The organism is Actinospica durhamensis, from assembly GCF_018139695.1.
GTDB lineage: Bacteria > Actinomycetota > Actinomycetes > Streptomycetales > Catenulisporaceae > Actinospica > Actinospica durhamensis.
This window is the reverse complement of record NZ_JAGSOG010000015.1, coordinates 16,380-30,551: the sequence shown is the minus strand read 5'-3', so window position 1 is coordinate 30,551 and position 14,172 is coordinate 16,380. Positions and strand designations below refer to the sequence as shown.

Genomic DNA, 14,172 nt, shown 5'->3' with positions numbered 1-14,172 from the left:
GTCTCCTCCTTAGTCCAGGATCGGCGCGGCCGTGGCGGCGCGCAGCTCGGCCGGGCTAACCCCGGGCGCGGTCTCCACCAGGCGCAGCCCGTCCGCGGTCACGTCGAGCACGCCGAGGTCGGTGATGATCCGGTGCACGCAGCGGCGCCCGGTCAGCGGCAGGGTGCACTCCGGCACGATCTTGGAGCTGCCGTCCTTGGCCCGGTGCTCCATCACCACGATCACCCGGCGGGCGCCGTGGACCAGGTCCATCGCGCCGCCCATGCCCTTGATCATCTTGCCCGGCACGGCCCAGTTGGCCAGGTCGCCGGCGGCCGAGACCTGCATCGCGCCGAGCACGGCGGCGTCCACATGGCCACCGCGGATCATGCCGAAAGACAGCGAGGAGTCGAAGAAGCTCGCCCCCGGCAGCACCGTGACGGTCTCCTTGCCGGCGTTGATCAGGTCCGCGTCGAGGTCCTCGGGGTACGGGTACGGCCCGACGCCGAGGATGCCGTTCTCGGACTGGAGCACCAGGTCCACGCCGGGCGGGAGCTGGTTGGGGATCAGGGTGGGCAGGCCGATACCGAGGTTGACGTACGAGCCGTCGGTCAGCTCGGCGGCCGCGCGGGCGGCCATCTGCTCGCGGTTCCAGGGCATCAGGCGCCTGCCTCTCCGGCCTCGCGCACGGTGACGGTGCGCTTCTCGATTCCCTTGGCCGCGGCCTGTTCCGGGGTCAGCGCGAGCACGCGCTTGACGAACACGCCGGGCAGGTGGACCGCGTCCGGCTCGATCTCGCCGGGCTCCACCAGCTGCTCGACCTCCGCGATCGCGACCCGCCCGGCCATCGCGGCCAGCGGGTTGAAGTTGCGCGAGGCGCGGCGGAAGACGAGGTTGCCGTGCCGGTCCCCCTTCCACGCGCGCACCAGGGCGAAGTCGGTGCGGATGCCGCGTTCGAGCACGTACTCCACGCCGTCGAACTCGCGCACCTCCTTGGCCGGGGAGGCCACCGCCACCGAGCCGTCGGCGGCGTAGCGCCAGGGCAGCCCGCCTTCGGCCACCTGGGTGCCGACGCCCGCCGGGGTGAAGAAGGCCGGGATGCCGGCGCCGCCGGCCCGCAGCCGCTCGGCCAAGGTGCCCTGGGGGGTGAGCTCGAGCTCGAGCTCACCGGACAGGTAGCGGCGGGCGAACTCCTTGTTCTCCCCCACGTAGCTGCCGGTGACGCGGGTGATCCGGCCGGCCGCGAGCAGGATGCCGAGGCCTCCGCCGTCCACGCCGCAGTTGTTCGACACCACGCTCAGTTCGCGCGCACCCTGGTCGAACAGTGCCTCGATGAGCACATCGGGTACGCCGCTGAGCCCGAAGCCGCCGACCGCGAGCGAGGCACCGTCTCCGATGTCCGCTACGGCCGCGGCGGCGGTGGCCACCGTCTTGTCCATGTCGTTCCTCGAGCTCGTTCGTCTGATGAACTAAAATTCACTAGCCTGAAGGCCGAGTCTGCTTCGCGGGACCGCGCTTGTCAACGGCTGTGGGCCGGGCGAGGGCGCGGCGCGAGGAGCGGGTGGGCACATAGAGTGCGAGGAAACGGACGGAGGCGAGGGTGGGCGTGACGGAGATGACAGTGCGCGGCGCGGCGGCCGGCAGGGCCGGGACCGCCGCGCCACTGCCGCATCCCGACGAGAGCGTCGGCCCGCTCGAGCGCGGCTTCGCGGTGCTGCGCGCGCTGGCCAACGCCCCCGGCGGCCGGCTGCGCGCGAGCGAGCTGACCCGGGGCACCGGCCTGGCCCGCTCCACCGTGGACCGGGTGGCCACCACCCTGGTCGAACTCGGCGCGCTGCGGGCCGAGGGCGACGGCCGGGACCTGGTGCTCGCCCCGGCCGCGGCCCGCCTCGGCGGCGCCTACCTGCGCGGCAGCGCGCTGCCCGGGACGCTCGGCCCGCTCGCCCGCGAGCTCGCCGCCCGCCTCGACGAGTCGGTCTCGCTGGCCGTGGCCGACCGGGACGCGGTGCGCTTCATCGTGCAGATCAAGCGTCGCAGGGCCCTGTCGGTCGCGTTCCGGGCCGGGGACGCGCTGCCGGCCGAGCGCTGCGCCCCTGGCGCCCTGTTCGCCGCGGACTGGGACGCGGCCGACTTCGAGGCCTGGCACGCCCGGCTGGCCGCCGACCCGTCCTGCGACGCGTTCGCGGCGCTGCCCCGTTCCGGCCGCGCCACCGAACCGCGCCCGCCGGAACCGGCCCAGGTGGAGGCCGCCTTCCGCGCCCGGATCGAGCGGGCCGCGCGGGACGGCTGGGCCGAGGACGACCAGCTGATCGAGCAGGGCCTGATCGCGGCCGCGGTGCCGGTGTACGACCCGGCGGGCGCGCAGGTGTGCGCGCTGAGCGTGGTCAGCCACACCAGCCGGCAGACGGTGCGTTCGCTGGCCGAGACCGTACTCCCGGCGATGCGCGCGTGCGCCGCGCGGATGACCGAGGCCCTGGCCGCGCGGCCGGGGCACGCGGCGAACGGCGCGCCGACGCCCACGGAGCCGGAGCCGCACGAGCCGAACCTGGATCCGACCGCCGCGGCGAAGGAGCAGCACGGCCCCGGCTATCTCCAGTCCCTGGCCCGTGGCATCAGTGTGCTCTCGGCGCTGGGCGGGGGCGGCCCGGCCGGGATGACCCTGTCCGAGGCCGCCGCGGCCACCGGCCTGCCCCGGGCCACCGCCCGGCGGGCGCTGCTGACCTCGGCCAGGCAGGGGTACGTGGCCACCGACGGCCACCGCTTCAAGGTACTGCCGCGTGTGCTCGAGCTCGGATACGCCCGGCTCTCCCAGCTGTCCCTGGGCGAACTGGCCCAGCCGCATCTGGCCGAGGTCGTCGCGGCAGTGCACGAGTCGGCCTCGATGGCGGTGCTCGACGGCGCGGACATCCGCTACGTCGCGCGCGCCGCGGCGGGCCGGATCATGAGCGTGGACATCATGGTCGGCACCAGGTTCCCGGCGTACGCGACCTCCATGGGCCGGGTGCTGCTGGCCGACCTGCCGGGCCCGGAGCGCCTCCGGCGGCTGGAGCAGACCGAACTCATCGCCCTGACACCGCACACGGTGACCGACCGCGCCGCGCTCGCCCGCGTACTCGACGCCGCCGCGGACGAGGGCTGCGCGCTGGTGGACCAGGAGCTCGAGGAGGGCCTGCGCTCGATCGCCGTCCCGGTCCGCGACCCCTCCGGCCGCGCCGTCGCCGCCGTGAACGTCTCCATGCACGCCGCCCGCACCAGTGCGGCCCAGGCCCGCGCCGTCGTGCTGCCCATCCTGCTCGCGGCCGCGTCCAGGATCAGCACCGATCTGGCGCTGGTCTCGGACGCGGCCGCGAGTATGGCGGGCTAGGGGCTATCAGCCCACGTAGGCGCGCACGTCGGCCACGCTCCACCAGTCGTTCGCGTCGGTGGCGGTGAGCGTGATGCGGACGTAGCGCACCGGGGCGCCGTCCAGATTCACCGTGGTGAACTGGCCGGTGCCGACGCCGGCGGCGACGGCGGTGGTCCAGTTCGTGCCGTCGGTGCTGGTCTGCACCGCGTAGCCGCGCGGATAGTCGCCGGTGGACGCTCCGGTGTCGAAGACGACCTGGCGGGCGCGGACCGGCTTGCCGAAGTCGACCTGCAGGTACTGGCCGGGGGCCTGGCCCTCGCCGGTGGAGTAGCGGGTGCTCGCGTCGGCGTCCACGGCGTCGGCGGCGACGTCACCGGTGCAGCAGGAGTTCGTCGGGGCCGGCGGGTTCGCGGTGGCGCTCCAACCGGTCGGGTCGACCTGGCGCAGCGGGTGCGCTCCGGCGAGGTCCGCGTTCCAGACGAACGTGGCCAGCGAGTCCCCGGGCAGGGTGTAGGTCAGGCGCCAGGCGCCTTCCTGCACGGCGAAGGTCTGCGGATCGTCGTTCTCGTTGTGCGCCACCAGCACGGTTTGGCCGTCCGGGTTGCGGAAGGCGACGTCCATGATGTCGCCGTTCCAGCCCGTCGTGCCGAACGAGGTGCTGCCGATGCGCACCGCGCCCGGCTGGACGAAGCGGGAGAGCTGGCCGAGCGCGTAGTACTCGGCGTTGTCGGTCACCGTGTCGCCGGGGCCGACCGTGACGACGCCGGTACAGGTGGCGCAGCCCCCGACGTGCGGGCCGTTGTCCTGATTCAGCGCCAGGTCCCAGTTCACGACGGTGCTCGACCAGTTGCGGGTCGAGCCGATCTCGAGGTTGCGCGCGTGCCACTTGAGCGTGTCGGAGAACGTGTCGGCCGGGTCGGCGGACTCACTGCCCGAGCACTCGGTCTCCTCGATCTTGAGCTTCGGGTACTGCTGGTGGAACGCGGTCATCGCGCTCGGGTCGCCGGAGTAGCAGTGGAACGCGATACCGGAGATCCACTGCGCGGCCGGGGTGTCGAGCAGCTGCTGCGGGTAGTCGTCGATGTCGCCCGTCTCGTCCGCGGGCGTGCCGGAGACGTCGCCGGAGGCCTCGGTCCAGTTGTGGTCGTAGCCGAAGATCTCCGTGTGCAGATGCGCGGCCTTGAGCATCGGACCGAGGTCCTCGATGACGGCGGCCTCCTGCCAGGACGGCATGTCGGTGCCCGGGTAGGTGTCGGAGTGCCGGTTCTGCGGCTCGTTCTGGATGGTGATCGCGTCCACGTTCACGCCCTGGGCGCGGTAGGCCTCGAGGAACTCGAGCAGGTAGAGCGCGTAGGCGTGGTAGATCTGCGGGCTGGCGATCAGCCGCCCGCTCAGCAGCGAGTCGCTGTCCTTCATCCACGCGGGCGGGCTCCACGGCGACGCCATGATCTGCAGGTTCGGGTTGAGGCGCTCGGCCTCGCGCAGCAGCGGCAGGATCTGCGCCTCGTCGTGCGCGACGCTGAAATGCGCCAACGCGTAGTCGGTCTGACCGGCCGGCAGGTCGTCGTAGGTGTAGGGGCCAGTGGCGGTGGAGACCATGTCGGTGCCGCCGATCGGCTGGCGCAGGTAGTCGAGGCCGTCCCCGCCGTAGGGCGAGAAGAGCGAGGCCATGACCTGCGCCCGCTGGGCCGCGGGCAGGGTGTAGAGCACGGAGGCCGAGGCGTCGGTGATGGACGCGCCGAATCCGGTCATCGTCTGGAAGGTCTGGGTCGGGTCGACCACGACGGTCTGCACACTCGTCGGCGCGGTCGTGAAGTCCACCGTGCCGAGGTCGCTGAGCTTGTCCGTGCCGTCCGCGGTGGTGACCCACACGTGCGCGGCGGGCGTGGCGCTCGACGCGGAGGCCGCGGCGGTGCCCGTGTCGGCCAGGGCCCCGGTGGCGGCCGAGGCGGCCGCTATCAGGAACCCGACGCCGAGGCGCAGGGGGCGGTTCCGGGATATACGCATACTGCGGTTGTCCTTCCGGATCAGCTCTGGACGAGGGAGAAGGTCTGGGCGGGGTCGGTGGACGAGCACGCCCACTGCTGCAGCTGCGCGCCCGCCGTGGTCGAGGTGTTCGTCACGTCCAGACACTCCGTCCCGCTGTTCTGCGCGGCGAACTCGTAGTTCCCGCTGGAGAGCGCGTTCGCGGCCCAGGTCTGGTTGGTGGAGCCGGTCGAGCTCCAGATCTGGATCGCCGTACCGTTCGAGGTCGCACTCGTGCCCCCGGTCACGTCCCACACCTCACTCGAGGCCGCGTCGTTCGCCACGTGGTACGCCCCGGAACCGTTCGACTGGAACTGCCACAACTGCGCCGCAGCACCCGTGCACGGCTCCTGCACCAACACCGTCCCGCTGGCCGTCGCCGCGCCCGAGGGCTGCACGCACTGGCCGCTGTTCGTGTTCTTCACCTCGTACCAGGCCGACGTGCTGATCGAAGTGCCGCCGGACGTGCCGGACTGGACGAGGGCGAAGGACTGCGCCGGGTCGGTGGACGAGCACGCCCACTGCTGCAACTGCGCACCCGCCGTCGTGGAGGTGTTCGTCACATCCAGACACTCGGTCCCGCTGTTCTGCGCGGCGAACTCGTAGTCGCCGTCAGATAGCTGATTCGCAGCCCAGGTCTGGTTCGTCGCGCCGCCGGAGCTCCAGATCTGGATCGCCGTACCGTTCGAGGTCGCACTCGTACCCCCGGTCACGTCCCACACCTCACTCGAGGCCGCGTCGTTCGCCACGTGGTACGCCCCGGAACCGTTCGACTGGAACTGCCACAACTGCGCCGCAGCACCCGTGCACGGCTCCTGCACCAACACCGTCCCGTTCGCCGTCGCCCCACCGGAGGGCTGCACGCACAGACCGCTGTTCGTGTTCTTCACCTCGTACCAGGCCGAGGAGTTGATCGATGAGCCGCCGGTGGACGTGCCGGTCGGCGCGGTGGGCCAGGTGAAGGTGGCGACGGCGCCGGCCGGGAGGGTGTAGCTGAAGGACTGGCCGTTCTCCGTCACGCCGAAGGTGTGGGCGTTGGCGGTGTCGGAGTTGAGCACGACCAGCGCGGTGGAGCCGTCGGGGTTCTGGAAGGCGACGTCCTGGACGCTGCCGGAGCCGAAGGTGTTCGAGCCGATCCGGACCGCGCCGGGCTTCACGAACTTGCTCACCTGGCCGAGGCTGTAATACTCCGCGTTGTACGCGGCGGTGCCGGCCGAGTTGTTCACCGTCACCAGCGCGGTGCAGGTGGTGCAGTTCATGCTCGGGCCGCCGCTCGGGTTCAGCGCCATGTTCCAGGTCACCACCGACTTCGCCTCGTCCCTGATGCCGTCGACGACGAGGTTGGTCAGCTCCCAGTCGAGCGTGTCGGAGAAGGTGTTCGCGGTGTTCGCGGACTGGCTGCCGGAGCACTCGGTCTCGTACGCGCCGTAGGACGGGTAGGCCGTCTCAACCATGACCTGCGCGCTCGGGTCGCCGGAGTAGCAGTGCCAGGCGACGCCGCTGACGTACTGCGCCGAGGCCGAGTTGCCCAGGATGGTCTCGGGGAAGCTCGGGTCGTTCCAGTTGTGGTCGTAGGCCAGGATCCCGGTGCTCAGCCCGGCCGCCTTGAGCGCGGGGCCGAGGTTGTTCGCGATGAAGGCCTCCTCCTGCGCCGCGGTGAAGGTGGAGCCGGGGTAGTTCGAGGGCGAGTACTCCGGCTCGTTCTGCGCCGTGATGAAGGAGATCGGCACGCCCGCCGCCTGGTACGCCTGGATGAACTTCACCAGGTAGTTCGCGAAGTACTGGTAGTCGGCGGAGTTGAGGGTGCCGCCGATCATCGAGCCGCTGCTCTTCATCCAGCCCGGCGGGCTCCACGGCGTGGCCATCACCGTGGTCTGCGGGTTGAGCGAGAGGGCCTGCTGCAGGATCGGGATGATGTAGGCGTCGTCGTGCGCGATGGAGAAGTCGGCGAGCGTCGGGTCGGTCTGCCCGGCGGCCAGGTCGTCGTAGCTGTAGAGCGACTGGGAGAAGTCCGAGGCACCGATCGGCTGGCGCAGGAAGTCGAGCCCGATGCCCGAGTTCGGGTCGAACAGCTTGGTCATGATCTGGTTGCGCAGCGGCGAGTTGTAGACCAGCCAGGCCGAGGAGTCGGTGAACGAGGCGCCGAATCCGGTCATGGTCTGGTAGGTGCTGGTCGGGTCGACCGTGATGACCTGGCTCTGCGAGCTCGCGCCGGAGGTGAACGCGGTGCCGGTCTGCTGGGCGAGCAGCTTGCTCTGGTCGGTGGTGGTCTCCCACACCGAGACGGCGGGTGAGGCCGCCTGCGCGGGGGACGCGGCCAGTGCGGCGCCGAGGCAGCCGCCGAGGGCGAGCGCGACGGCCGTGGCCGCCGCCCTGACGCGTGGTACGGGTCTACGCATCGTGACTCCCTTGTCGAGGCATGGCGCGGCCGGCGGGTACGGCCGCGTCCGGCAGGGAACTTATTGCGTGCCCTTATTGCCGTCAAGAGTTCGAATGAGCACTCGATTTCGCCGTTGAACGGCGTAATAGCGGGATCGGGGGCCCCGTGCCGTTCCCGGCCCCCGCGGGGTACCTTGCTCACCATGAGCGCAGCAGTTCCGGAACCCGCGGCCGTCTCGGCCCGGCGCCGCCGCACCCGCGAGCAGCTGCTCGCCGTGCTCGCCCGGCACGACGCGCTCAGCCGCGCCGAGCTGGCCCGGCTGACCGGGCTCTCCCGCAGCGCGGTGGGCGCGTGCGTCAGCGATCTGGTCGAGCAGGGGCTGGTCGGCGAGGGTCCGGCGACGGCGGCGCCGGCGGGACCGGGGCGCCCGGCCGCGGTGGTGCGGCTGCGCCGGGGTGCCGGGATCGTGCTCGGGCTGGACTTCGGGCACACCCACGTGACCGCGGCGGTGGCCGACACCGAGGGCCGGATTCTGGCCGAACGCGGCGAAATCCTGGATGTGGACGGCCGGCCGCAGCAGGCCCTGGACGCCGGCGCGCGCCTGGCCCACGCGGCGCTGGCGGCCTGCGGGGCCACCATGGACGAGGTGGTCGGCGCCGCGGCCGGCATACCCGGGCCGATCGACGTGCGCACCAGCGTGGTGCGCGAACCGACCATCCTCGCCTCCTGGATCGGCCTCGACCCGGAGGCGGAGCTCGGCGCGCGGCTGCGCCGGCCGGTGACGGTGGCCAACGACGCGGACATGGGCGCGCGGGCCGAGCACCTGTACGGCGCGGGGCGCGGCATCGACGATCTCGTCTACGTGAAGGCCTCGCACGGCATCGGCGCCGGGCTCATCCTCGGCGGACGCCCGTACCGCGGGGCCACCGGCATCGCCGGGGAGATCGGGCACACCCAGCTGCCGGGCGCGATCAACTGGTGCCGCTGCGGCAACCAGGGCTGCCTGGAGACGGTGGTCTCGGTCGGCGCGGTACGCCGCAGGCTCGAGCACGTCCTCGGCGGCGCCGCGCCCGACCGGCTGCCGCCGATGGCCGAGCTCGCCGCGTCCCCGGCCGCGGCCAGGGTCCTGACGGACGCCGGGCGCACCGTCGGCCGGGTGCTGGCCGACCTCGTCAACTGCCTGAATCCGGCCGCGGTGATACTCGGCGGAGAGCTCGGCGCGGCCGGGGAACCGCTGGTGGCCGGGGTGCGCGAGTCGATCGACCGGCACGCCGGGCAGGGCGGGGCCGGGGCGGTGCGGGTGCTGGGCGGGCGGCTCGGCGAACGCGCCGAACTGCTCGGCGCGGTGGCCGCGGCGATCCAGTCGAGCTCCGCGGCCGGCCCGGCCGTCACCGCCGTCACGCGTCCGGCGGCTCCGGCGGCAGTGTCACGGTGACCAGGGCGCCCGGCGGCAGTTCCAGCCGCACCGAGCGCACCTCGACCGGGTGCCGGCGCTCGCCCTGGTTGTGCAGCAGCACCGCCAGTTCGCCGCCCGGGTTGCGGAACGCGACGCTCGGCACGTCCGCGCTCCCCTCCCCCGTCGCCTCGCTGGGCAGGCACAGCGCGCCGGGCCGGACGAACCGGGACAGGTGCGCGAGCGCGTAGTACTCGGCGTTCGGGGTGATCCGGCCGTCGTCCTCGACGGTCACCAAGCCGGAGAAGTCGGTGTAGCCGTTGGCGTGCGGGCCGCCGCTCGGGTCCAGCGCCAGGTTCCAGGTCACCACGGTCCTGGCCCAGTTGCGGGTCGCGCCGATCACGACGTGGCGGGCGTGCCAGCGCAGGGTGTCGGAGAAGGCCTTGGCGTCGGAGTCGGCCGCGCCGCGCGAACCGGAGCACTCGGTGAAGTAGATGTCCTTGTCCGGGAACCGGTCCCGCAGCACGCTCTGCGCGCCCGCGTCGCCGTAGTAGCAGTGGAACGCCGTGCCCGCGAGCCACCGCGCCGTCGCCGGGTCGGACAACAGCGCGGCCGGGTAGTCCAGCTCGGTCGGCTCGCCCGGCGGCACGGCGGCGAGGTCGTTCGGGTGCACCGCCCAGTTGTGGTCGTAGCCGAGCAGGCGCACGTCCAAGCCGCGCTCGCGCAGCAGCGGACCGAGCACCTGAATCAGCGCCCTGGCCTGCGCGACGCCCAGATGCATGCCCGGCACGTCCGGATTCCGGTTCTGCGGCTCGTTCTGCAGCGTCAGCGCGTACACCGGCACCCCGGCCGCCGCGTACGCCTCGACGAAGGCGGCGAGATAGCGGGCGTAGACCTCGTAGTAGCGCGGCGCGTCGATCAGCTCGCCGCCGACGAGCGAGCCGTTGGTCTTCATCCAGGCCGGCGCGCTCCACGGCGTGGCGATCACCCGCAGCTCGGGGTTGAGCTCCCGGGCCCGGCGCAGCAGCGGCAGGATCTCGGCCTCGTCGTGCGCCACCCCGAAGTGTTCGAGGGCGAAGTCGGTCTGCCCGGACGGGACGTCGTCGCAGGTGTAGTACCGGGTCCCGGCCACGAACGCGCTCGAGCCGATCGGCTGGCGCAGCACGCTGAGCCCGATTCCGGCGGTGGGTGAGAAGAAGCGGACCAGCGCGGCGTCGCGGGCGGGCGCGGGCAGCCGGGCCAGCAGCGCGGCGCAGGACTCGGTCAGCGAGGCGCCGGCGCCGAGGAAGCGCTGGCGGCCGCGTCCGGGCCCGGTGGCGATCAGAACCGAAACGCCGCGGAAACCGTTGCCGGGTCCCGATCTTTCCGAAATCTCACACGGCCCGAGCAGGGCCGCGGCGTCCGGAGTGGTGATCCATGCGGCGCGCTCCATCTCCGCCTGCCTCCTTCAGGTGGGCAGCGCCAGTCTCCCGGGCCGCGGCGGGCCTGTAAAGGGCGCGGCCGGCCCGGGCCGGCCAGGCCCGGGACGAGGGCGAAGTCCCGGTGGCCGCGATTGCCCCGGTTTTCTGAGTTTCATGGGCCCGGTGGACGGGTTCGACCATCAGTGCCCAGATTTCCGCACCTCGGAACCGGTACCGGCATTACGGCGAGATAACATTCGCCGACCTCCGTCCATCCGGTCTTGCGTAAGCGTTTACCCGGCGATACGGTTCAGCACGCTGCACAGGGAAGCGCTTACGGAAACGCTTCCCCGCTCAGATTCGCACCCCAATGATCCATTTGTTCCGACGTTGACGCCCGTACGCGGGCACCGACGATGTCTGCGAGACCGTGGAAACATTCAGAACTTGCCGCTCCTGCGTGGAGACGGCGGCGAAGCAGGGGATGGGAGGTGCAGGGCCGTGACCGATGAGGAGATCCATCTGCCGCACGTGCGCAAGCCCGTGCCCTCGTTGACCATCTACGACGTCGCACGTACGGCCGGAGTGTCCATCGCCTCCGTCTCGCGTGTGCTCAACGGACACTCCACCCCGCGGCCGGAGACCCGGGACCGGGTGCTGCGCGCGGTGCAGGAGCTCGGCTTCGTGCCGGACGGCGCCGCCCGCGCCCTGTCCAGCCGGCTCAAGGAGGTCGTGTCGGTGGTCTTCCGCCGGCCGCGCGCCGAGACGCAGGCCGCCGACGCCGAGGAGTTCGACGACGAGGCCGACAGCCTCTTCTTCATGGACGTGCTCAACCGCGGTATCGAGGTCGCGGCCCAGCTCGAGGGTTTCGACCTGCTGCTGAGCTCGGTCGACGTGCACGAACACAGCCCCGGCGGCAAGGTCGCCAAGCTGGCGGGCAAGAGCGACGGCATCATCCTGCACGACCGGGTGCTCACCCCCAACGGGGTGATCCGCCTGGCCGACCGGATACCGGTGGTCACCCTGGCCGGCACACCCACCCGGGCCAGCGTGAACATCGTCGGCGACAACGTCGCGGGCATGCGCGACCTGGCCAAGCACGTGCTCGGCGACCACGGCTACGACTCGATCGCCTACCTGTCCGGACACGGCGACAGCCCCGACAACCTGATCCGCGGCAAGGCCGTGCGCGAGGTCGCCGAGGAGTTCGGCCTGCCGTTCGAGGACGGCCCGAACTGGTCCGGCGAGTACTCCGCGGCCGGCGGCGCCCGCGTCATCAGGAGGCTGATCGAGGAGGGCCGGCCGATCCCGCGGGTGATCTGCTGCGCCAACGACCAGTCCGCCCTCGGCGTCATCAACGAACTGCACCGCCGCGGATACCGGGTTCCGGACGACGTCGCGGTCACCGGCTTCGACGACATCTCGGTGGCCCGGCACGTGAGCCCCTCCCTGACCACCGTGCGCCAGCCGATCGAACGCCTCGGCGCGCTGGCCTTCGAAACTCTCTACACCATGATCAGCGGGGAACGGCCGGCCGAACGCCAGATCGTACTGCCCGTCCAGGTCGTGCAACGCTCCAGCTGCGGCTGCCGCCCCGAAACCGCGCCCGCCGTCGGCGCCCCGTCCGTGAGGTGAATCCAGGATGCCCCTGCTGATACGAAGGATCGGCTTCTATCTGATCGCCGCGTATGCCGCGATCACATTGGACTTCTTCATCCCACGCATGCTGCCGGGCAACGCGCTCAGCGCGATCCTGACGCAGATGCGCGGCGTGGTCACACCAGCGCAGCTGGCCTCGATGGCGGCCGAGTACGGCGCCGACGACAAGCAGAGCCTGCTCTCGCAGTACTTCACCTATGTGGGCCACACCCTCAGCGGGAACTTCGGGCTCTCGCTCTCGCACCAGGAGACCCCCGTCTCCACCGTGCTCGGCGGCGACCTGCCCTGGACCATCGGCCTGATCGGCTCGGCCACGGTGGTGGCGTTCCTGCTCGGCACCCTGATCGGCATCATGGCCGGCTGGCGGCGCGGCGGGCTGCTCGACGCGATCGTCCCGGTCTCCACCTTCTTCCAGGCCATCCCGTACTTCGTGCTCGGCCTGCTGCTGCTGATCATCTTCGGCTCGGACCTGGCCTGGTTCCCGATCGGCGGCGGTTACGACACCACCAACCGGTATGTCACCTACGTGCAGGGCTGGAACTGGCCGTACATGTCCAGCGTGCTCCAGCACCTGGTGCTGCCCGGCACCACCGTCGTGCTCGCCTCCATCGCGGGCTGGATCGTGGGCATGCGCAACATGATGATCACCACCATGGACGAGGACTACGTCCTGGTGGCCGCGGCCAAGGGCCTTTCCCGGTTCCGCGTGATCGGCATCGCCGCGCGCAACGCGATCCTGCCGACGATCTCGAACTTCACCCTCTCGATCAGCCTCGTGGTCACCGGCGCGGTGCTGGTGGAGGTCGTCTTCGACTACCCGGGCATCGGCAACGAGATGTTCAACGCGATCACGGCCGCGGACTACCCGCTGCTGCAGGGCATCCTGCTGGTCGTCACGTTCGCGGTGCTCATCGCCAACTTCCTGGCCGACCTGGCCTACGTCGTCCTCGACCCCCGCTCGCGCAGAGAGGCCTGATCCCGATGACCTCGACTCTTCCGACCGAGACGATGACCGGGGGAAGCCCGGCGACGCCGGCCGCGCCGGCCCGCCGCAGGCGCCGGCACTACCCGATCAAGGTGCAGGTGGGCGCGGGCATCACCCTGTTCTTCATCCTCATCGCGATCTTCGGGCCCGAACTCGCCCCGCACTCCGCGGCCTGGGTGGCCAACACCACCAACGGCACGCCGCAGCCGCCGTCCGGATCGAACTGGCTCGGCACCGACAACACCCAGCACGACCTGTACTCGGCGCTGCTGCTCGGCGCTCGCAGCACCCTGCTGATCTCCTTCGTGGCCGGCGCCTTCGCCACGGTCCTGTCCGTCGCGATGGGCGTGACCTCCGGGTACGTGGGCGGGGTGACCGACGAGGTGATGTCGATCATCACCAACATCTTCCTGGCCCTGCCCGGACTGCTGATCCTGATGGTGATCCTCAAGCCGCTGCCGCCCGGCGACCAGAACAACTCGCTGGTGATCGGCTTCGTGGTGGCCCTGAGCTCCTGGGCCTACGGCGCCCGCGCCCTGCGGGCCCAGACGCTGACCCTGCGCGACCAGGACTACGTGGTCTCGGCCCGGGTGATCGGTGAGCGCAAGCGACGCATCGTCATCTACGAGATCCTGCCGAACCTGCTGCCGATCGTGGCCGCCTCGTTCATCTTCACCGTCATCTACGGCATGGGCGTGTACGTGGCGCTGTGCTACCTCGGCGTGGTCAGCCCGGCCTCCGGCTCCTGGGGCACGCTGCTGCAGACCGCGCAGGCCAGCGGCGCCATCGAGGCCAACCAGTGGTGGTGGTACCTGCCGCCGGCCCTGTGCATCGCGCTGGTCGGCATCGGCCTGGCCCTGCTCAACTTCGGCATCGACGAGATCATCAACCCGCGTATCCGCTCGAGCCGGTCCAAGCGCCGGGACGTGAAGTTCCAGCTGGGCCTGACCCCGGTCGTGCGTCCGGCCACGAGCACCGTGGTGGAAGGAGAGCAGCTGTGACCGC

Annotated in this window: 10 protein-coding genes; 5 read left to right on the top strand and 5 right to left on the bottom strand. The window is 71.5% G+C overall.

All coding sequences use genetic code 11. The features are described from left to right. Nucleotides 1–9 precede the first annotated feature (9 nt). A complete protein-coding gene (locus KDL01_RS05500) occupies nt 10–639 on the bottom strand; it encodes a CoA transferase subunit B (protein ID WP_212527229.1) in 630 nt (209 codons plus the stop codon). Further along, the gene (locus tag KDL01_RS05495) at nt 639–1,418 is read right to left on the bottom strand and encodes a CoA transferase subunit A (RefSeq protein WP_212527228.1); all 780 of its coding nucleotides are present in this window, start codon (nt 1,416–1,418) and stop codon (nt 639–641) included. The genes KDL01_RS05500 and KDL01_RS05495 overlap by 1 nt, the downstream gene beginning before the upstream one ends. Nucleotides 1,419–1,594: 176 nt before the next feature. Between KDL01_RS05495 and KDL01_RS05490 the strand changes: the two genes are divergently transcribed. Further along, the gene (locus KDL01_RS05490; RefSeq protein ID WP_246576000.1) at nt 1,595–3,343 is read left to right on the top strand and encodes an IclR family transcriptional regulator domain-containing protein; all 1,749 of its coding nucleotides are present in this window, start codon (nt 1,595–1,597) and stop codon (nt 3,341–3,343) included. 6 nt (nt 3,344–3,349) lie between these two features. Here KDL01_RS05490 and KDL01_RS05485 read toward each other — a convergent pair whose 3' ends face one another. Both KDL01_RS05485 and KDL01_RS05480 read right to left on the bottom strand, forming a co-directional pair. Next, nucleotides 3,350–5,332: a discoidin domain-containing protein gene (locus KDL01_RS05485; RefSeq protein WP_212527227.1), complete on the bottom strand. Its 1,983-nt coding sequence runs from the start codon at nt 5,330–5,332 to the stop codon at nt 3,350–3,352. Nucleotides 5,333–5,352: 20 nt separating this feature from the next. Then, nucleotides 5,353–7,749 (bottom strand): RICIN domain-containing protein, encoded by a 2,397-nt coding sequence (locus KDL01_RS05480; protein ID WP_212527226.1) that lies wholly within the window; start codon nt 7,747–7,749, stop codon nt 5,353–5,355. A 183-nt stretch (nt 7,750–7,932) separates the two neighbouring features. Between KDL01_RS05480 and KDL01_RS05475 the strand changes: the two genes are divergently transcribed. After that, nucleotides 7,933–9,165, top strand: coding sequence for an ROK family transcriptional regulator (locus KDL01_RS05475; protein WP_212527225.1), 1,233 nt, complete (start codon nt 7,933–7,935; stop codon nt 9,163–9,165). On the opposite strand, the gene KDL01_RS05470 is transcribed toward KDL01_RS05475, so the two are convergent. After that, nucleotides 9,128–10,555, bottom strand: coding sequence for a glycoside hydrolase family 30 protein (locus tag KDL01_RS05470; protein ID WP_212527224.1), 1,428 nt, complete (start codon nt 10,553–10,555; stop codon nt 9,128–9,130). The two genes, KDL01_RS05475 and KDL01_RS05470, sit on opposite strands and share 38 nt — an antisense overlap. A gap of 469 nt (nt 10,556–11,024) precedes the next feature. On the opposite strand from KDL01_RS05470, the gene KDL01_RS05465 reads away from it, so the two are divergent. From KDL01_RS05465 to KDL01_RS05455, 3 genes are read left to right on the top strand one after another with little or no spacing between them, the layout of a single operon-like run. Further along, a complete protein-coding gene (locus tag KDL01_RS05465; RefSeq protein WP_212527223.1) occupies nt 11,025–12,158 on the top strand; it encodes a LacI family DNA-binding transcriptional regulator in 1,134 nt (377 codons plus the stop codon). A 7-nt stretch (nt 12,159–12,165) separates the two neighbouring features. After that, nucleotides 12,166–13,158 (top strand): ABC transporter permease, encoded by a 993-nt coding sequence (locus KDL01_RS05460; protein ID WP_212527222.1) that lies wholly within the window; start codon nt 12,166–12,168, stop codon nt 13,156–13,158. A gap of 5 nt (nt 13,159–13,163) precedes the next feature. After that, on the top strand, nt 13,164–14,168 hold the full coding sequence (locus tag KDL01_RS05455; protein WP_212527221.1) for an ABC transporter permease: 1,005 nt from the start codon (nt 13,164–13,166) through the stop codon (nt 14,166–14,168). Nucleotides 14,169–14,172: the final 4 nt, after the last annotated feature.